The following is a 16,668-nucleotide window of genomic DNA, read 5'->3' as shown; positions in this document are numbered from 1 at the left end:
CGAGAAGAGGTGCGGGCGGACGTGCGCGCGGACCTGCGCCGGCGAAGCATCGCCGGGCTCGTCCGGGAGGCAGCCGTACGGTACGCCGACCGCGAGGCCGTCGTCGACGGCCGCGTCAGGATCGACTACGCGCAACTCGGCGAGCGCGTCGAGCGCGCGGCGGCCGCCTGCCTGGCCGCCGGCGTCGAACCCGGCGACCGGGTCGCCGTCTGGGCCCCCAACACCCTCGACTGGATCGTCTCCGCACTCGGCGCCGTCTCGGCCGGCGCCGTGCTCGTCCCGCTCAACACCCGCTTCAAGGGCGCGGAAGCGGCGTACGTCCTGGAGCGCAGCCGCGCGAAGCTGCTGTTCGTCACCGGGACCTTCCTCGGCACCTCCTACGTCGCCTCGCTGCGCCGCGCCGCCGCCGAGGGCCCCGGCACGGGTCCGCTGCCCGGGCTGCCGCACCTGGAGCAGGTCGTCGTCCTCGCCGAGGACGCGCCCGAGTCCTTCCGCACCTGGAAGGACTTCCTCGCCGGCGGGGACTCCGTCCCGGTCGAGGCCGTCCGCGAGCGCGCGCGGTCCATCGGCCCCGACGCGCCCTCCGACATCATCTTCACCTCCGGCACCACCGGCAGCCCCAAGGGCGCCGTCATCACCCACGGCCAGTCCCTGCGCTGCTACGAGGTGTGGAGCGAGCTCGCCGGGCTGCGCGAGGGCGACCGCTACCTGATCGTGAACCCCTTCTTCCACACCTTCGGCTACAAGGCGGGGATCATCGCCTGCCTGATGCGCGGCGCCACGATGGTCCCGCAGCCCGTATTCAACGTGGACACCGTCCTCGCCAACGTCGCCGCCGAGCGGATCTCCGTCCTCCCCGGGCCGCCCACCCTCCACCAGTCGCTCCTCGACCACCCCCAGCGCGACCACCACGACCTCTCCGCCCTGCGCCTGGTCGTCACCGGCGCGGCCGTGGTCCCGCTCCAGCTCGTCGAGCGGCTCCGCAGCGAGCTGCGCATCGCCACCGTCCTGACCGCCTACGGGCTCTCCGAGGCGAGCGGCATCGTCACGATGTGCCGGCAGGGGGATCCCGCGCAGGTCATCGCGGAGACCTCGGGACGGGCCATCCCCGACACCGAGGTGACGATCGCGGACTCCGACGGGCGGCCGCAGCCGACCGGACGGGTCGGCGAGATCCTGGTGCGCGGGTACAACGTCATGCAGGGGTACTTCGAGGACCCCGAGGAGACCGCGAACACGATCGACGCGGAGGGCTGGCTGCACACCGGCGACGTCGGGTTCAAGGACGCGCACGGCAACCTGCGCATCACCGACCGGATCAAGGACATGTTCATCGTCGGCGGCTTCAACGCCTACCCCGCCGAGATAGAGCAGCTCCTCGGCCTGCACCCGGACATCGCGGACGTCGCCGTCGTCGGCATCCCCGACCCCCGCCTCGGCGAGGTCGGCAAGGCGTACGCCGTGCGCCGCCCGGGATCCACCCTCACCGCCGACGACCTGATCGCCTGGTCCCGGCGGGAGATGGCCAACTACAAGGTGCCGCGCGAGGTGGAGTTCGTCGCCGAACTGCCGCGCAACGCGAGCGGCAAGGTCCTCAAGCGGGAACTGCGCACGGGCTGAGTCAGGGGACGAGCTTGCCCAGGTCGATGGCCGCGGGGAACGGCACCGACACCTTCAGCCACTCGCGGTGGATCCCGGTGGGGACGTAGGACCGGGTGACCGTGTCCAGCTCGTAGACGTGGACGGCGGGCTCGCCCGCCTCGTCCTCGACGCGCCAGAAGTGGGGGATCCCGGCCTGGGCGTACTTGAAGGGCTTGATGGAGCGGTCACGGTCGGCCGATTCCTCGGACACCACTTCGATCACCAGGACGACCTCGTTCGGGAGGTAGCGGGTGCGGTCGGGATCGTAGGCGGCCGTCGCGGCCAGGATGTCCGGCTCGGGGCGGCTCTTCTTGTCGAGCCGGACGGTCATCTCCCGTTCGACCTCGGTGCCCTCGGGTGCGGCTTGCCGCAGGGTGAAGGTCAGGTTCTCCACGAGCCGGGCATGCCAGGACCGCTGCGGGGACATCATGAAGATCAGCGCTCCATCGATGAGCTCGGTGTGCCGGGGGGCCTGGGGCAGGTGATCGAGGTCGTCCGCTTCCCAGCCGCTCGGACGGGGCGGGTACATCCATTCGGGGAGTTCGGGAAGCTCGGCTGCCATGGTTTCCTCCAGGGGGTCCTGGGCCAGCCTACTCAGACATGACCCTCGGTACCGGCGTTCGGCCCGGCCCCTCCCCGCGCCGGGCCAGGACCAGCCTCCACCGCGGGGCGCCGCCCGGCTGCCGCCCGAAGTGCTCCAGCGGCACGGTCTCCACCGTGAAACCGGCCGCCCGCAGGTCCTCCCGGACCCCGCTCAGCGGGAAGGTCCGGTAGTACATGACGAAGGGCGGCCGCCACACCGCGTTGCGCACCCGCATCGCCGCGTCGAAGCCCGCCACCGCCCACCACACGGGGGAGGTGGGTGGGATCGGCGCGCCGATCGGGAAGGCGAAGACCCCGCCGGGCCGCAGTGCCCGGTGGACCCCGGAGAACAGGGCGGGCCGCTCGGCCGGCAGGAAGTGGCCGAAGGCGCCGAAGCTCACGGCCAGGTCGTACGAGTCCCCGAGCGCGGGCGGCAGCGCCCGCGCGTCGGCCCGTACGAAGTCCACGCGCTCGTCCGCGTGCGCGCGGGAGGCCTCGGCGAGCATGCCCGCGCTGACGTCCACCCCGGTCACCCGCCCCCGACACAGCCGCCGCAGCATGCCGATCGCCGCGCCCGTGCCGCAGCAGACGTCCAGCCCGGCGCCGAAGGAGCCCTCCCGCTGGGCGAGGGCCTCCTCCACCGCGTCCAGCATCCGGTCCGGGGTGCGGAAGGGGGTGTGGTCGAACTTCGGCGCGAGCAGGTCGTAGCCCCGCTCGACCGAGGTGAGGGCCTGTGCGGCGAGTTCGCGGACGCTCGGCCCGTGGGAGGTGAACACCGTCCCCAGGGTAGTGATCGCGAGCCCCTCGGCGGGGATCGCGGGACCTTCGGCCTTTCCCGGACATGCGAACGCGGCGGCCGCGGTGGCTCCCCCTCCGGGCCACCGCGGCCGCCGTTCCCCCGTTCCCCCGTACCTCTGGGTCCCCGGTACCCCCGTACCCCCGTGGGTCCCCAGTGGTGCGGCGCCGCCGTTACGGCAGGGTGCCGGTCGCGTGGTTGTCGAGCGTCACGATCTCCTCGTCGGCCGGGGCCGTCGTGATCGGTTCGCCGGTGGCGTGGTTGTCGAGCGGCTTGATCTCGATGCCCGTGGCGTGGTTGTCCAGCGGCTTGATGTCGCCGTCGACCGGAAGGATGTTCTCGTTCGTCGTCATCACGCACTCCTGATGGTGGGTCGGGACCCGCTCGGCGATTCCCCCGCGGACCGCCGAGCGGGTCGTCCAGCCGACCCGCGTGCCCCCCGACGCGACGAGTCGATGCACTTACGATGACGCGCGGCGATAAACGAACGATGAACGTCTCATTCAGCGCCCGATCGCGCAGGTCGGAACAGTTCCGGACAGCCCGGTCCGGTTCAGGCCGCGATCTCGGACGCCAACAGCGCACGCACTTCGGCTAGTTCGAACGAGCCGAGTTGGGCGAACACCGCCTCCGCGTCCCGCCAGCACGCCCGCGCCCGGTCCCGCTGACCCAGCCGCCGCAGCGCCCGTCCGAGCACCATCAGCACGCAGGCCCGCCGCCACTCGCCGCCCATCACCCGTAACGCGACGGCCTGTTCGGCGTGCGCGGCCGCCTGCGTCGCCCTGCCGGCCGACAGGTGGACCTCCGCCAGCCTGTAGTGGGTGATCCCCTCCCACAGCGGCTGGCGGTTGTCGTGGAACAGCCCGAGCGCCTCGGTGAGCTGCGCCAGCGCCTCGCCGTGCCGCCCCGCCTGGGTGAGGGCGATGCCCAGCGCGTAGCGGCCGTTTGCCAGGCGCAGGGTGAGGCCCATCTGGTCGTAGATGGCGATGCCCTGCTGGGCGAGGTCTATGGCGCTGGGCAGCCTGCCGAGCTCCACGTGGATCCGCGAGAGGTTGCACAGGGCGCTGGCCTCGCCGACGTAGTTGGCGTCGGCGCGGAAGTTGGAGATGGCCTCCAGCAGGTAGCGCTCGCCGTCCGCGTGCCGGCCCTGGTGGAGGGCGATGATCCCGCGGTCGTTGGGTGCCCAGCAGCTGGGCAGCGGGTCGCCGGCCTCGCGGGCCAGGGCCATGGCCTGGCGGGCCTCGTCGTCGGCATCCGCGAAGCGGCCCGCGACGAGGTGGACGTTGGTGAGGGTGGTGCGGGCGCGGCCCTCGGCGTACGGGTCCTTCGTGGCCCGGGCGGCGTCGCGCAGGGCGAGGGAGGCCGATTCGTACTGCTTGGAGTTGGCACCGGATTCGGCCAGGTCCTTCGCGGCCCACAGCAGGTCCACGGCCCGCCGCAGCACCGTCGAGTCGCCGCCCCGTACGGAGGCCTGCCGTACGCATCCCAGCAGCGGGTCGGCCTCCTGGTACAGCCAGTCCATGGCGGCGCGGGAGTCGGGGAACACCAGGCCGGGGTAGTGGGTGTCGGAGAGGTGCGCGGGGAGCCGGTCCCCGGGGCGTTCCAGGGCGTAGACCCCGGAGGCGGTGGCCAGGTAGAAGTCCAGCAGACGGTCCAGGGCGGCGTCCCGGCTGCTCGGCGGCTGCTCGTCGCGTTCGGCGCACGCACGCGCGTAGAGGCGTACGAGGTCGTGGAAGCGGTAGCGGCCCGCGGCGGCGGATTCCAGGAGGGAGCAGTCGACCAACGCCTCCAGGAGGTCCTCGGTGTCGTACACGGGCAGGTCCAGTACGGCGGCCGCGGCCGAGAGGGAGATGTCGGGCCCGTCGGCGAGGCCCAGCAGCCGGAAGGCGCGCTGCTGGGCGGGCTCCAGCTGGCCGTAGCCCAGCTCGAAGGTGGCCTTGACGGCGAGGTCGCCGGCCTGGAGTTCGTCGAGGCGGCGGCGTTCGTCGGCGAGCTTCGCGGCGAGGACGGACACCGTCCAGGTGCGGCGGGCCGCGAGGCGGGAGGCGGCGATGCGGATGGCGAGCGGCAGGAAGCCGCAGGCGCCGACCACGTCGAGGGCGGCCTGGCGCTCGGCCCCGACCCGCTCCGCACCCACGATCCGGGTGAAGAGCTGGAGGGCCTCCTCGGGGCTCATCACGTCGAGGTCGACGAGGTGGGCCCCGGCGAGGCCCGCCATGCGGACCCGGCTGGTGACCAGGGCGGCGCAGCCGGCTGTGCCGGGCAGCAGCGGCCGCACCTGGGCGGCGTCGCGGGCGTTGTCGAGCAGGACCAGGACGCGGCGGCCGTCGAGGGTGGAGCGGTAGAGCGCGGCCCGTTCGTCGGCGGTGTCCGGGATGGAGGTGTCGGGGGTGCCGAGGGCGCGCAGGAAGGCGCCGAGGACGGCGACGGGCTCGGCGGGCCGCGGCTCGGTGCCCTGGAGGTCGACGTAGAGCTGGCCGTCGGGGAAGTGGGCGCGGGCGGTGTGGGCGACGTGCACGGCGAGGGTGGTCTTGCCGACGCCGCCGATGCCGGCGAGCGCGGAGACGGCCATGACCTGGCCGCGGGCGCCGCCGCCCAGGATGGCGCCGAGCTCCTCGACGAAGCCGGTGCGGCCGGTGAAGTCGGGCACGGTGGCAGGCAGTTGGGCGGGTCGTACGTGGACGGCGGCGGCGGCCCGCGCCGAGTCCTCGGCGCGGGCCAGGTCGGCGTCGGCGTTGAGGATGCGCTGCTGGAGGGCGGCCAGTTCGGGCCGCGGGTCGACGCCGAGCTCGCCGGCCAGGAGCCGGCGGGTGTCCGCGTAGACGGCGAGGGCCTCGGCCTGCCGGCCGCTGCGGTAGAGGGCGAGCATCAGCAGCTCGCGCAGGCGTTCGCGCAGCGGGTGGGCGGCGGTGAGGGCGGTGAGCTCGGAGACGGCCTCCGCGTGGTGGCCCACCTCCAGGTCCAGGTCGAGGCGGGTCTCCAGGAGCTGGAGCCGCCACTCCTCCAACCGGGTGCGTTCGGTTTCGGCGTGCGGGCCGGGGACCCCGGCGAGGGGTTCGCCGTCCCACAGGTTCAGGGCGCGGGTCAGGAGCGTACGGGCGCGGGCGCGGTCGCCGGCCTCGCGGGCCGCCTCGGCGTCGTCGGCGAGGCCGCGGGCCACGCCGAGGTCGAGGGTGGCGGCGGAGCGCAGCCGGATGGCGTAGCCGCCGGACTCGGACACGAGCAGCCCGGGGTCGAGGACCTTGCGCAGCCGGGAGGCGTACGTACGGATGGTGGCGAGGGCCTGCTGGGGCGGGTCGTCGCCCCAGATGGCGTCGATGAGTTCGGGGGCGGTGGCCGTACGGCCGCCGCGCAGCAGCAGCGCGGCGAGCAGGGCCCGCTGCTGGGGCGTCCCGGAGGGCAGTGCGTCGTCGCCCCGCCAGGCGCGGATGGGTCCGAGGACGGAGAACCGCGAGTCCCCGGCGGGGCCGGGGGCTTCGGCGGGGCCGGGGCGCGAGGTGCCGGGGGTGGCCGCGGGGCCGGAGGGGATGGCGGCGGCCGACGGAGAGGTTCCCGGTCCGGCCGCGGTGGTGGCCGCAGGGGCCGCCCCGGGAGGGCTTCCCGGATCCGCTGCGGGTGCGGCTGTGGCCGCAGGGGCGCGCCGGGTCGTACCGGGGTGCCGCCGTGGGCTCGGGATGGCCGGTACGCCGTCCATCTGTCCTCCCCCTGCCTTCCGTCGGTGTAAGGGTCAGTCTGCCCTGTCTTGCGCGTACACGTCAGCCCGTCCCGGAGCGATCGGCTCCCAACTAGCTGACGGTTCGTCAGATGAGCGCTACCGTATGGGTCATGGAGACCTTCCCGAAGATCATCTCGGTGGACGACCACACGGTTGAGCCCCCCCACGTCTGGCGGGACCGGCTCCCGTCCAAGTACAAGGACATCGGCCCCCGCGTCGTCCGCGCCCCCCTGAAGGAAATGACCTTCCTCGGCGGCAAGTTCGCCCCCGTGATGGGAGCCAAGGGGGACGACGGCCCGATCGGCGACTGGTGGGTGTACGAGGACCTGCACCGGCCGCTCACCCGCCTCGACACGGCCGTCGGATACGACCGCGACGAGATCAAACTGGAAGTCATCACCTACGAGCAGATGCGCCCGGGCTCCTTCTCGGTTCCCGACCGCCTCGCGGACATGGACGTCAACCACGTCCAGTCGGCGCTCTGCTTCCCGACCTTCCCGCGCTTCTGCGGCCAGACCTTCACCGAGGCCAAGGACCGCGAGCTCGGGCTGCTCGGCGTCCGCGCGTACAACGACTGGATGGTGGAGGAGTGGTGCGGCCCCGAGGCCCAAGGCCGCCTGATCCCCCTCACCCTGATCCCCCTGTGGGACGCGCGCCTCGCCGCCGCCGAGGTCCGCCGCAACGCCGCCCGCGGCGTGCGCGCGGTCGCCTTCTCCGAGATACCCCCGCACCTCGGGCTCCCGTCGATCCACACCGACGAGTGGGATCCCTTCCTGGAGGCCTGCGACGAGACCGGCACGGTCATCGCCATGCACATCGGTTCGTCCTCGCGGATGCCGTCGACCTCCGCGGACGCCCCGCCGGCGGTCGGCTCCACCATCACCTTCGCCAACTGCTGCTTCTCGATGGTCGACTGGCTGATGAGCGGCAAGTTCGAACGCTTCCCGAACCTGAAGATCATGTACGCCGAGGGCCAGATCGGCTGGATCCCGTACATCCTGGAGCGCGCGAACGTGGTGTGGGAGGAGAACCGCGGCTGGGGCGGGGTCGCGGACAAGGTCCACCGACCGCCGTCGGAGCTCTTCGCCGAGCACGTCTTCGGCTGCTTCTTCGACGACGCCTTCGGACTCAAGAACCTCGATTCCATCGGCGTCGCCAATGTCCTGTACGAGACCGACTACCCGCACTCGGACTCCACCTGGCCGAAGTCCCGCGAGGTCGGCGAGGCGCAGATGGGCCACCTGGCCCCGGACGTAGTGGACCGCATCGTGCGCGGCAACGCGATCGACCTGCTCGGTCTGACGCCGGACGGGCTGTGGGCGGGCGCGTAGCCCCGGGCTCGGCTTCGCCCGGCCCGCGCCCCCGGCCGGGGGCGCGGGCCGGGCGGGGAGAATCAACCCCGCCGGCGTTTGAGGCGCGGGATCCGGGGCGGAGCCCCGATCCGTAGGTCGCACCCGCCCGCTTGGGGCCGTCGGGACACGAGCAGCAGCGTCGCCACGGCCAGGCCCGCCGCGGCGAGCAGCGGCAGCAGGACCCGTACGTCCATGAACGCCACCGGCCCCGCGCCCACCGAGGGCGAGGATCGGGCAACTGCCCTACCCGCTAAGGGACCGCGGGGGTCGGGGTGGTCGTGACCAGCGGGCGGACATGGGTCAGGAGGAGCTCCAGGAACCGGTCCGGGCGCCGGATCCAGGCGAAGTGGCTCGCGTCCTCGATCAGTTCGAAGCCCTTCACCGGCGCCTCGACCGCGTCGAAGTACGCCTTGGCGCGCGCCGCCGGGGTGATCACGTCCAGTGCGCCCTGGAAGACGAAGAAGGGGATCTCGAAGCACGTCCCGTCGGCCCACCCGTCGAACCCCGCCGCCCCGTCCGTGACGGTCTCCGAGAAGGCCTGGGCCTGGAAGTACGCCTTGATCCGGCCGAGGGTGTAGAGCGGCGACAGCCACATCGAGCCCAGGACCACCTTCTTCATCGTGTCCAGGGTCAGCGGGTCGCTGCCGGCGCAGAGCTTCGCGTACGAGGTCCGCTGCGCCCGGGTCCACCGCGCGGGGTCGGACCCCATGGCCTCGATCTCCGCCACCCGCTTCGTCTTCCCGGCCGCCCGCAGCCGCTCCAGCGTGGCCCGGTAGGCGGAGGTGTCCCGGCCGGCCTCGGGGACGTTCTGGTCGGTGCCGACGTACGCGGAGTAGAGCTCGGGGTGGTTGCGGGCCAGGCGCAGCCCGAGGACGGTGCCGAAGGAGCTCGGTACGAGCACCACCCGGTCCACCCGCATCCGGTCCAGGACGTACCGGGTGACCTCCAGGGCGTCCTCGTAGAGCCGGTCGAAGGTGACGGGCCCGCCCTGGGCGGCGGCGCCACCGCGGGCGAAGGTCAGGCCGGCGCCGCGCATGTCCCAGCGGACGAGGGTGAAGTGCCTCTCCCACTCCCGGGTGCGGGCCCCGTAGGGGGAGCTCGCGGCGCCGGGCCCGCCGTGGATCTCAAGGAGCACGGGGTTGGCGCGGTCCTCGCCGCGGATCGAGATCCACTGCTCGATCCCGCCGATGCGGACGAAGCGCTGCTCGTCGATGCCGGTGGGCGAGTCGATCCGCATGAGCGCGGCGTTCGCCGACCGGCGCACGGCGCGGTGGCCGAAGAGGGCGGCGACGGGCGCGGCGAGCGCGGCTGTGGTGGCGGTGAGGATGACACCGATCATTACTGTTTCCCCCAGACACTGTTTTGGCTTCGAGGGGAAGAGTACGCGAGATCTGCGATCTGGCAAGGCGTCAATTCCGTTGGGGCGAAGCCGGTTCGGGTGAGCGCCGCACCGGTGCTCGGCGGCCCGGCCCGGCCCGTGCCCGCACCCCCGCACCGTCGGGGTCGGGTGTGCGGTGGGGCGCCCCCGCAGGGCGTCGAACGAAACCCGTTCCGCTTGCCGGTGCCGCATCGGGTTCGACGCCCGAGGAGGTGCCCCGGCGCGCGCCCGGCCCCGACGGCACCGCGGCCCGGCCCGGCCAGGGCGGTGCCGCTGCGCGGAGCCGTCCCCTACCCGCCCTTCCACCGTTCCCTGGGGCTCCGCCCCGGACCCCGCGCCTCGAACGCCGGCGAGGCTGGATGGTGACCCCGGGCCTCAAGCGCCGGCGAGGCTGGGATTGTCCGCGCCCCGAACGCCGGCGAGCGCCGGCGTTCGGGGCCCTGCGGGGGCGCCCCGCGCACCCGGCCTCGGCGGCGCGGGGGTACCGGCGGGGCTCGGTGTGCCCCGCGGCCGCAGCGTTAGCATCGGCGCATGCCCGAACTCGAATTGCTCCGTGTCGACCACGCCCCGGCCCTGCTCGCGTTCGAGCGGGAGAACCGGGCCTACTTCGCCGCCTCGGTCCCCGACCGGGGTGACTCCTACTTCGCGTACTTCGACGATCGGCACGGAGCCCTGCTGGCCGAGCAGGCCGACGGGCTGTGCTTCTTCCACCTGCTCGTCGGCGACGACGGGGAGGTGCTGGGCAGGGTCAACCTCGTCGACGTCGAGGACGGTGCGGCCGAGCTCGGCTACCGGATCGCCGAGCGGGCCGCCGGCCGGGGGTTGGCCACGGCCGCCGTGCGCGAGGTCTGCCGGCTCGCCGCCACCCGGTACGGGGTGACCACGCTGCGGGCCGTCACCACGCTCGACAACACGGGCTCCCGTACCGTCCTGACCCGCACGGGCTTCGTCCCCACCGGTGAGATTTCCGTCGACGGGCGCCCGGGCATGGGCTTCGTGCGGTCCGAGCCCCCAACCCGCTGATTCCCTCCGGTACGAAGCCCGCCACGCCGCACCCCGCCCCTTGCAACCGTGCCGCCGCCGAGGCATGCTTCGCCGGGGCAAAGCGGAAGGATCATCATGCCGGTGGACAGGCGCAACGTGGTGACGGTGGTGCTGTGCGCCTTGGCGGCGCTGGGCGCGTCCGCGGCGGTCGCCGAGTTGGTGCCGCCGCCCGAGGGGGCTCCGCCCGTGCGCGCGAAGGCCGCGCCGACCGCTTCGCCGACGGCGTCGTCGCGTTCGCAAGCTTCGCCGAACTCTCAGCTCGCCTCGCCGCTGCCCGCGCCGGTGCCCCCCAAGCCCGGCGGCCCGGCGGCCTTCACCGGGGCCCTGTTCACCGGCGGCCTGGACGGGGACCACTTCTGTACCGCGACCGTCGTGCGCAGTCCGGGCAAGAACCTGATCGTCACCGCCGGGCACTGCCTGCTGGCCGGGGACCAGACCAAGGGCGAGGGCGGGGCCGTCTTCGCACCCGCGTACGCCAACGGCTTCGCTCCGTACGGCACTTGGAAGATAGAGAAGGTCTTCGAGGACGAGCGCTGGGCCGAGGGCACGGACGACGACTACGACCTCGCCTTCGCCCGCATCGTCCCCGACGACAAGGGGCGCAACATCGAGGACGTGACCGGCGCGGCCGCTCTCGACACCACCGGCCGCACCGCCGAGGAGGTGACCGTCACCGGATATCCGGCCGACCGCAAGGTGCCCCGCACCTGCACGGCGGTTGCGGTCCGCCTCAGTGACACCGAACAGCGCTTCGACTGCGCCGACTTCCCCGGCGGCACCAGCGGCAGCGCGTGGATCGCCCGCGACGGGAAGATCGTCGGCATCCTCACGGGCGGCGACACCGACGACGAGTCGACCAGCACGGTGCTCGGGGAGTACGCCGCCTCGCTGTACGCCAAGGCCACCGGGAAGGGCTGAGGTCGGTTCGGCTTTACGCCAGCAGGCCCAGGTGGACCGGCTCCGTCGGGGCGTCGGCCAGCAGTTCCGCCAGGCGCGGCGGCCACAGCGGTTCGCCGAGGGTGGCCAGCCGTTCCGGGGAGAGCCACTGCCAGTGGATCCCGGGGTACTCCAGCACCGGCTCCCGGTGCGGGCCCCGGGCGAGGTAGATGTGCTCGTGCTGGCGCACCGGGATCCCCTGGTGCGTGAAGTCGTGCTCCCAGGTGCACAGCAGCCGCTCGGGCTCCAGGTCGGTCCACCCGGTCTCCTCGCGCAGCTCGCGCCGTACGCACTCCTCGGGGCTCTCGCCGGGATCGATGCCGCCGCCCGGGGGCAGCCAGTGGATGCCCACCTCCACGTTGTTCTCGCGGAAGAGGAACACCGAACCTTCGGGGGAGACGATGACAACGCGGGCCGCGTGACGTGGAGTTCGAGTGCGCATCGATCCAGCGTACGCCGGGGGGAGGGGGCGGGGAATGCGTTTTGTCCCCCTGTCTCAGCCCGCCCCACGCGCCCCTGCCTCCGTCTAACCCGCCGCCGCCGGCGGCGGCGAGAGCCGGGCCGCGGGGCAGCGGAGCAGGCGGCGCTGACCGCGGCCGAGCGGACGGCCGGGCCGACGGCCGGGCCCACAGCCGATGCGCCGCCCGCGCCGGCCACCGTCGTACGGACCCTCGCGCCGCTGACGGTCACCGGGGACCGGGCGCTCCTCGGGCACCTGGTGCGGAACCTGCCGGCGAATGCCGTACGTCACAACCGTGCGGGCGGCCGGATCGTCGTCGAGACCTCCGCCGACGGGGAACTGACCGTCTCCAACACCGGCCCGGTGATCGATCCGGCGGACGTGACGAGGCTCCTGGAGCCGTTCCGCAGGCGCGCCGAACGGCAGCACACCGCAGGTGAGGGCGCCGGGTTGGGGCTCTCGATCGTGGCGGCCGTCGCGCGGGCGCACGGCGCGACGCTCGCGGTCGAGGCCAACGCGGAGCCGGAGGGCGGGCTGACGGTGCGGGTCCGTTTCCCGCTCGCGGACCGACGGGACGCCTCCCCGGGTGCACCGGGTTCGAAGATCCGCTGATGTACGGTCGGCCCAATGAGCAAGCACCGCCGAGCCCGCTCCCGCACGCCCCGTCCGACGCGCCGCGTGGCGCTGGCGGCCGCCTTCGGCCTGCTGACCCTCGGGGCGGGCTGGGTGTACGCCGCCGACGATCCGGAGAGGTCGGAGGCCGGCCCCCGGGCCCGGGCGGACTCCCGCCCGCCGGCCGAGGACCGCGCGGCGCGCGACGCCGTCCGGGAGGCCCTCCAGGGCCTGCCGGGCGTCAGCGAGCAGACCCGGACCCGGATCCCCGCCGAGTCCCGCCAGCTCATCCTGGTCACCGGCAAGGCCAAGGACTCCTCGGAGTCCACGGCCACCCTGTACACGCGGCCCGCGGCCGGCGCGGACTGGGTACGGGCCGACAGCTGGCCCGCGCGCAACGGGGCCAAGGGCTGGTCCACGGAGCGCACGTACGGGGACCTGACCTCCCCGCAGGGCGTGTTCGCGCTGACCGACGCGGGCGGTCTGCTGGCGAAGCCGCCGGGCACGAGGCTTCCGTACAGCAAGGACGGCGCGTTCGTGGCGACGGGCCGCGGGGTGAACGGCGAGTCCCTGGCCGGTTCCTTCGACTACGTGGTCGCGGTCGACTTCAACCGCAAGCCGGGCACGTCCCCGCTGGACCCCACCAAGCCGGAGGGCGAGCGCAAGGGCGGCAACATCTGGCTCCACGTGGACCACGACGGCCCCTCGCAGGGCTGCGTGGGCATCCCGAAGGAGGCCATGAAGAAGGTCCTGGAGACCCTCGACCCGGCGGCGAAGCCGGTCATCGTGATGGGCCCGGAAGGCTTCTGACGGCCTGAACCGTCAGATCCGAACGATCCGGATCCGGCCTGCACACAGTACCGACAGGTCTTCGGGGTCCGAAGTCAGCACGGTGACGGGGCCGGGCTGGTCGAGGGCCGTCGCCGCCACGATGGCGTCCAGTGCGTACTTGTGACCGTGCAGCCCCGCGGCCGCAAGCAGTTTGCTCGCGTGCCGTGCGATCGCCTCGCTCGGCGCGACGACGTTCACGCGGGAGACCGCGTAGTCGAACTGGGCCTGGTTCACCCTGGGGTCGCGGGCCTCGACGAGTGTGACGGAGCTGATCACCACCCGGATGTCTTCGGATTCGGCCGCGGAGAGCCACTCCAGCAGCCCGGGATCCCGGCGCACGAGCCGGGAGAGTCCCTCGCAACCGAGAACGAGCGTTCCGCTCATGCGGCGTCCGACGAGGCCGATGCCTCGCCGCGCAGGATCGCCCGCTTCGTCTCGACGGCTGCCGGATCGGCGGGTCCGTTCACGGCCTCGGAGTCCTCGATCAGCTCGCGGAGACGGTCACGCTCCAGCTGCCGCTGAACGAGCGCTTCGATGTACGAGGACATGCCGCGTTTCCCGGTGCGCGCTTTGAGGGCGGCGATCGTCCCCTCATGGAGGGAGACGGACACGGGGCGGGTCGGGCCTTCCCCAGGCGCCGGCTGGTCGGTCATGGGGACAGTTCAACAAAAGGAATGTTATTCGCCTCGGTCTTCCTCGGCCGCTCCCGGTCGCCGTTCGCCCGGGCCTGGAGGAGCAGCCCGATGTAGGTCAGGTCGAAGACGCTGCACAGGATGCCCAGGGCGAGGATGAACGGCGCGTCCTCGATCACGCCGAACAGCAGTGTCGGGGCCAGGGTGCCCAGCCACTTGGCCACGGCGATGGTCAGGGACTGCCCGCGCGGGCCCGACCTGGCCGCGAAGAGGCCGATGAACAGGCCCGACATCAGCAGGTTCTGCAGGAACGCCGAGTAGCGGGTGGCGTCGTGCGCCCCGAAGTGGGCCAGGAACAGGCCCTGTACGGCGAATCCGGTGCCGAACACCAGGACCGACCAGACGGCGAACATCGGGCGGGTCACGAACCGCGGCAGGTCGGCCCGTCCGAACCGCAGGTAGGTGCAGACGATGACCACGTCGGCGGCCGCCCAGACCACGTTCACCACCCCCTGGGCGGAGACGCCGGTCGCGATGTCGCGGACGGCGTAGATCGACTCCCAGGCGAAGTTCAGCGCGAGTGCGGCAACGGGCATCGCGTACGTCCGGTCGCGCAGCCCGACGCGGATCGCCTCCACGTACACGACCGTCCAGGCCAGTCCGCTGACCAGGGTGAGAAACAGCTCCATGCGCGCACCCTAGGCCGCCTGTTCGAGATCGGGCCAGGGGATTGGCGTACGGCGCGGCGCGGGGGTCGCCGCGCGGTCGCGTTCGGCCACCCGTTGTGTCCACCCCCTTGCCTGACGGATCGTCAGCTACGACGATGGCCCGGCACACCGATATGACGAATCGGCAGACGAAGGCGAGGCGGGCCCGGCATGGCGCGCGTATTTCCGGAAGGTCGGCTGGTCTACGGGATGCAGCTCCCGGTCCAGTCGCAGAGCACCATCTACGCCGAACCCTGGGAGGCCTCGGCGGGCGCCGCCGACCTCGCCGAGGTGGCCCGCGCCGCCGACCGGGCCGGCTTCGGGTACCTGGCGACCTGCGACCACGTGGCCATCCCGCGCCGGCTCGCCGGCCCCATGAGCACCATCTGGTACGACCCGGTGGCCACCCTCTCCTTCCTGGCCGGGATCACCGAGCACGTCCGGCTCCTCAGCCACGTCGCGATCCTCGGCCTGCGCCACCCCCTGATCAGCGCCAAGCAGTACGCCACCCTCGACCACCTGTCCGGCGGCCGGCTGGTCCTCGGCGTCGGCGCCGGGCACGTCCAGGAGGAGTTCGAGGTCCTCGGCGTGGACTTCGCCCGCCGGGGCGCCGTCCTCGACGAGACCCTCGACGCGCTGCGCGCCGCCCTGGGGCCCGAGGAGTACCCCGAGTTCGAGGGCGAGCGGTTCTCCTTCAAGGACCTCGGCCAGCTGCCCCGGCCCGCGCAGGAGCGGATCCCCGTCTGGGTCGGCGGCTCCTCGCCCGCCGCCGTGCGCCGGGCCGCCCTCCGGGGAGACGGCTGGCTCCCGCAGGGCGACCCGCGCGAGAAGCTCCCCGCGCAGATCGCCCGCATCAAGGAACTCCGCGAGGAGGCCGGGGTGAGCGGCCCGATGGAGTACGGGGCGATCACCGAGGCCCTGTACGTCGGCGAGCCCGGCTGGGACACCGGCCGCCGCACCCTGACCGGCAAGGCGGAGGTGCTCGCCGAGTCCCTGCGGGAGTACAAGGCCCTCGGCGTGGACCAGATCCAGGTCCGCTTCCGCTGCCGCGACCGCGCCGAACTCGTCGACCAGATCACCGCTTTCGGCGCCGACGTCGCGCCGCACCTCAACGACTAGAAGACCGGAGTACGACATGGGCAAGCTGGACGGGCGAGTCGTGATCATCACCGGCGCGGCGCGCGGCCAGGGTGAACAGGAGGCCCGCCTCTTCGCCGCCGAGGGAGCCAAGGTGCTCCTCGGGGACGTGCTCGACGAGCAGGGCGCGGCCGTGGCCAAGGAGCTGGGCGAGGACCGGGCCCGCTACGCGCACCTCGACGTGAGCCGCGAGGAGGACTGGGCGGCCGCGGTCGCCGCAGCGAAGGAGGCGTTCGGCCCGATCGACGGGCTGGTCAACAACGCGGGCATCCTGCGTTTCAACGAGCTGACCGCGACCCCCCTGGAGGAGTTCCAGCAGGTGGTGCAGGTCAACCAGGTCGGAGCCTTCCTCGGCATCAAGTCGGTGGCCCCCGAGATCGAGGCGGCCGGCGGCGGCACGATCGTCAACACCTCCTCGTACACGGGCCTGACGGGCATGGCGTACGTCGGCACGTACGCGGCCACCAAGGCGGCCATCCTCGGCCTGACGCGCGTGGCCGCGCTGGAGCTGGCCGCCAAGGGGATCCGGGTCAACGCGATGTGCCCGGGCGCCGTGGACACCGCGATGGCCACCCCCGGCAACACGAACCCGGCGGACCTGCCCCAGGAGGCCCGTGACGCCATGGCGGAGCTCTACCAGCGCGTGGTGCCGATGGGGCGGGTGGGGCAGCCGGAGGAGATCGCCAAGCTGGCGCTCTTCCTGACCAGCGAGGACTCCTCGTACATCACCGGCCAGCCCTTCGTGATCGACGGCGGCTGGATGGCGGGCGTCAGCGTCGTCTAGTCGCGCCCTGCCGAACCTCGGCCATATCTGATGGAGCGTCAGGTATTGACGCTCGCGCCCT

Annotated in this window: 18 protein-coding genes; 8 read left to right on the top strand and 10 right to left on the bottom strand. The window is 73.0% G+C overall.

Going from position 1 to position 16,668, the window contains the following annotated elements; translation table 11 throughout:
- The first annotated feature begins 21 nt into the window (after positions 1–21).
- Positions 22–1,620, top strand: coding sequence for a FadD3 family acyl-CoA ligase (locus tag ACFYYJ_RS19105; RefSeq protein WP_389134015.1), 1,599 nt, complete (start codon positions 22–24; stop codon positions 1,618–1,620).
- 1 nt (position 1,621) lies between these two features.
- Here the strand turns inward: ACFYYJ_RS19105 and ACFYYJ_RS19100 are convergent, their stop codons facing one another.
- The 4 genes from ACFYYJ_RS19100 to ACFYYJ_RS19085 all read right to left on the bottom strand — a co-directional run bounded on the left by ACFYYJ_RS19100 (position 1,622) and on the right by ACFYYJ_RS19085 (position 6,713).
- On the bottom strand, positions 1,622–2,203 hold the full coding sequence (locus ACFYYJ_RS19100; protein WP_389133854.1) for a Uma2 family endonuclease: 582 nt from the start codon (positions 2,201–2,203) through the stop codon (positions 1,622–1,624).
- Positions 2,204–2,231: 28 nt separating this feature from the next.
- On the bottom strand, positions 2,232–2,999 hold the full coding sequence (locus tag ACFYYJ_RS19095; protein ID WP_389133851.1) for a methyltransferase domain-containing protein: 768 nt from the start codon (positions 2,997–2,999) through the stop codon (positions 2,232–2,234).
- A 193-nt stretch (positions 3,000–3,192) separates the two neighbouring features.
- Entirely contained in the window at positions 3,193–3,372 is a 180-nt protein-coding gene (locus tag ACFYYJ_RS19090) for a hypothetical protein (RefSeq protein WP_385129678.1), read from the bottom strand.
- A 200-nt stretch (positions 3,373–3,572) separates the two neighbouring features.
- Positions 3,573–6,713, bottom strand: coding sequence for a BTAD domain-containing putative transcriptional regulator (locus ACFYYJ_RS19085; protein ID WP_389133848.1), 3,141 nt, complete (start codon positions 6,711–6,713; stop codon positions 3,573–3,575).
- 131 nt (positions 6,714–6,844) lie between these two features.
- Between ACFYYJ_RS19085 and ACFYYJ_RS19080 the strand changes: the two genes are divergently transcribed.
- Positions 6,845–8,065, top strand: a complete 1,221-nt coding sequence (locus ACFYYJ_RS19080; protein WP_385129748.1) for an amidohydrolase family protein — start codon at positions 6,845–6,847, stop codon at positions 8,063–8,065.
- A 62-nt stretch (positions 8,066–8,127) separates the two neighbouring features.
- On the opposite strand, the gene ACFYYJ_RS19075 is transcribed toward ACFYYJ_RS19080, so the two are convergent.
- Both ACFYYJ_RS19075 and ACFYYJ_RS19070 read right to left on the bottom strand, forming a co-directional pair.
- The gene (locus ACFYYJ_RS19075) at positions 8,128–8,304 is read right to left on the bottom strand and encodes a hypothetical protein (RefSeq protein ID WP_389133845.1); all 177 of its coding nucleotides are present in this window, start codon (positions 8,302–8,304) and stop codon (positions 8,128–8,130) included.
- Positions 8,305–8,336: 32 nt separating this feature from the next.
- Positions 8,337–9,425, bottom strand: coding sequence for an alpha/beta fold hydrolase (locus ACFYYJ_RS19070; protein WP_389133842.1), 1,089 nt, complete (start codon positions 9,423–9,425; stop codon positions 8,337–8,339).
- 570 nt (positions 9,426–9,995) lie between these two features.
- On the opposite strand from ACFYYJ_RS19070, the gene ACFYYJ_RS19065 reads away from it, so the two are divergent.
- A complete protein-coding gene (locus tag ACFYYJ_RS19065) occupies positions 9,996–10,487 on the top strand; it encodes a GNAT family N-acetyltransferase (protein WP_389133839.1) in 492 nt (163 codons plus the stop codon).
- A gap of 96 nt (positions 10,488–10,583) precedes the next feature.
- Entirely contained in the window at positions 10,584–11,426 is an 843-nt protein-coding gene (locus tag ACFYYJ_RS19060; protein ID WP_389133836.1) for a trypsin-like serine peptidase, read from the top strand.
- Positions 11,427–11,439: 13 nt separating this feature from the next.
- Here ACFYYJ_RS19060 and ACFYYJ_RS19055 read toward each other — a convergent pair whose 3' ends face one another.
- Positions 11,440–11,886: an NUDIX hydrolase gene (locus ACFYYJ_RS19055; protein WP_385129689.1), complete on the bottom strand. Its 447-nt coding sequence runs from the start codon at positions 11,884–11,886 to the stop codon at positions 11,440–11,442.
- On the opposite strand from ACFYYJ_RS19055, the gene ACFYYJ_RS19050 reads away from it, so the two are divergent.
- Both ACFYYJ_RS19050 and ACFYYJ_RS19045 read left to right on the top strand, forming a co-directional pair.
- On the top strand, positions 11,785–12,516 hold the full coding sequence (locus ACFYYJ_RS19050; protein WP_389133834.1) for a sensor histidine kinase: 732 nt from the start codon (positions 11,785–11,787) through the stop codon (positions 12,514–12,516). The two genes, ACFYYJ_RS19055 and ACFYYJ_RS19050, sit on opposite strands and share 102 nt — an antisense overlap.
- A 15-nt stretch (positions 12,517–12,531) precedes the next feature.
- A complete protein-coding gene (locus tag ACFYYJ_RS19045) occupies positions 12,532–13,326 on the top strand; it encodes a hypothetical protein (RefSeq protein ID WP_389133832.1) in 795 nt (264 codons plus the stop codon).
- A 12-nt stretch (positions 13,327–13,338) separates the two neighbouring features.
- On the opposite strand, the gene ACFYYJ_RS19040 is transcribed toward ACFYYJ_RS19045, so the two are convergent.
- Genes ACFYYJ_RS19040 through ACFYYJ_RS19030 form a run of 3 tightly spaced genes read right to left on the bottom strand, consistent with a single transcriptional unit; the run spans position 13,339 to position 14,668 of the window.
- A complete protein-coding gene (locus ACFYYJ_RS19040; RefSeq protein WP_389133830.1) occupies positions 13,339–13,731 on the bottom strand; it encodes a type II toxin-antitoxin system VapC family toxin in 393 nt (130 codons plus the stop codon).
- Positions 13,728–14,000, bottom strand: coding sequence for a hypothetical protein (locus ACFYYJ_RS19035; RefSeq protein ID WP_384590368.1), 273 nt, complete (start codon positions 13,998–14,000; stop codon positions 13,728–13,730). Before ACFYYJ_RS19035 ends, ACFYYJ_RS19040 begins: the two co-directional genes overlap by 4 nt.
- The gene (locus ACFYYJ_RS19030; RefSeq protein ID WP_389133828.1) at positions 13,997–14,668 is read right to left on the bottom strand and encodes a hypothetical protein; all 672 of its coding nucleotides are present in this window, start codon (positions 14,666–14,668) and stop codon (positions 13,997–13,999) included. Before ACFYYJ_RS19030 ends, ACFYYJ_RS19035 begins: the two co-directional genes overlap by 4 nt.
- Before the next feature lie 189 nt (positions 14,669–14,857).
- Here ACFYYJ_RS19030 and ACFYYJ_RS19025 point away from each other — a divergent pair, with 189 nt between their 5' ends.
- A complete protein-coding gene (locus tag ACFYYJ_RS19025; RefSeq protein WP_385129700.1) occupies positions 14,858–15,805 on the top strand; it encodes an LLM class F420-dependent oxidoreductase in 948 nt (315 codons plus the stop codon).
- A gap of 16 nt (positions 15,806–15,821) precedes the next feature.
- On the top strand, positions 15,822–16,607 hold the full coding sequence (locus ACFYYJ_RS19020) for an SDR family NAD(P)-dependent oxidoreductase (protein ID WP_389133826.1): 786 nt from the start codon (positions 15,822–15,824) through the stop codon (positions 16,605–16,607).
- The last annotated feature ends 61 nt before the right edge of the window (positions 16,608–16,668 follow it).

Origin of the sequence: Streptomyces sp. NPDC002467, from assembly GCF_042889825.1 — a bacterium.
Taxonomy (GTDB): domain Bacteria; phylum Actinomycetota; class Actinomycetes; order Streptomycetales; family Streptomycetaceae; genus Streptomyces.
The sequence above is the reverse complement of the archived record's forward strand: the minus strand, read 5'-3'. Positions and strand labels throughout refer to the sequence as shown.

Excerpts from the sequence above, each read along its gene's own strand:
- ACFYYJ_RS19100 (WP_389133854.1), bottom strand. The coding sequence starts at position 2,203 with ATGGCAGCCGAGCTTCCCGAACTCCCCGAATGGATGTACCCGCCCCGT.
- ACFYYJ_RS19090 (WP_385129678.1), bottom strand. The coding sequence starts at position 3,372 with ATGACGACGAACGAGAACATCCTTCCGGTCGACGGCGACATCAAGCCG.
- ACFYYJ_RS19085 (WP_389133848.1), bottom strand. The coding sequence starts at position 6,713 with ATGGACGGCGTACCGGCCATCCCGAGCCCACGGCGGCACCCCGGTACG.
- ACFYYJ_RS19080 (WP_385129748.1), top strand. The coding sequence starts at position 6,845 with ATGGAGACCTTCCCGAAGATCATCTCGGTGGACGACCACACGGTTGAG.
- ACFYYJ_RS19070 (WP_389133842.1), bottom strand. The coding sequence starts at position 9,425 with ATGATCGGTGTCATCCTCACCGCCACCACAGCCGCGCTCGCCGCGCCC.
- ACFYYJ_RS19065 (WP_389133839.1), top strand. The coding sequence starts at position 9,996 with ATGCCCGAACTCGAATTGCTCCGTGTCGACCACGCCCCGGCCCTGCTC.
- ACFYYJ_RS19060 (WP_389133836.1), top strand. The coding sequence starts at position 10,584 with ATGCCGGTGGACAGGCGCAACGTGGTGACGGTGGTGCTGTGCGCCTTG.
- ACFYYJ_RS19055 (WP_385129689.1), bottom strand. The coding sequence starts at position 11,886 with ATGCGCACTCGAACTCCACGTCACGCGGCCCGCGTTGTCATCGTCTCC.
- ACFYYJ_RS19045 (WP_389133832.1), top strand. The coding sequence starts at position 12,532 with ATGAGCAAGCACCGCCGAGCCCGCTCCCGCACGCCCCGTCCGACGCGC.
- ACFYYJ_RS19040 (WP_389133830.1), bottom strand. The coding sequence starts at position 13,731 with ATGAGCGGAACGCTCGTTCTCGGTTGCGAGGGACTCTCCCGGCTCGTG.
- ACFYYJ_RS19035 (WP_384590368.1), bottom strand. The coding sequence starts at position 14,000 with ATGACCGACCAGCCGGCGCCTGGGGAAGGCCCGACCCGCCCCGTGTCC.
- ACFYYJ_RS19030 (WP_389133828.1), bottom strand. The coding sequence starts at position 14,668 with ATGGAGCTGTTTCTCACCCTGGTCAGCGGACTGGCCTGGACGGTCGTG.
- ACFYYJ_RS19025 (WP_385129700.1), top strand. The coding sequence starts at position 14,858 with ATGGCGCGCGTATTTCCGGAAGGTCGGCTGGTCTACGGGATGCAGCTC.
- ACFYYJ_RS19020 (WP_389133826.1), top strand. The coding sequence starts at position 15,822 with ATGGGCAAGCTGGACGGGCGAGTCGTGATCATCACCGGCGCGGCGCGC.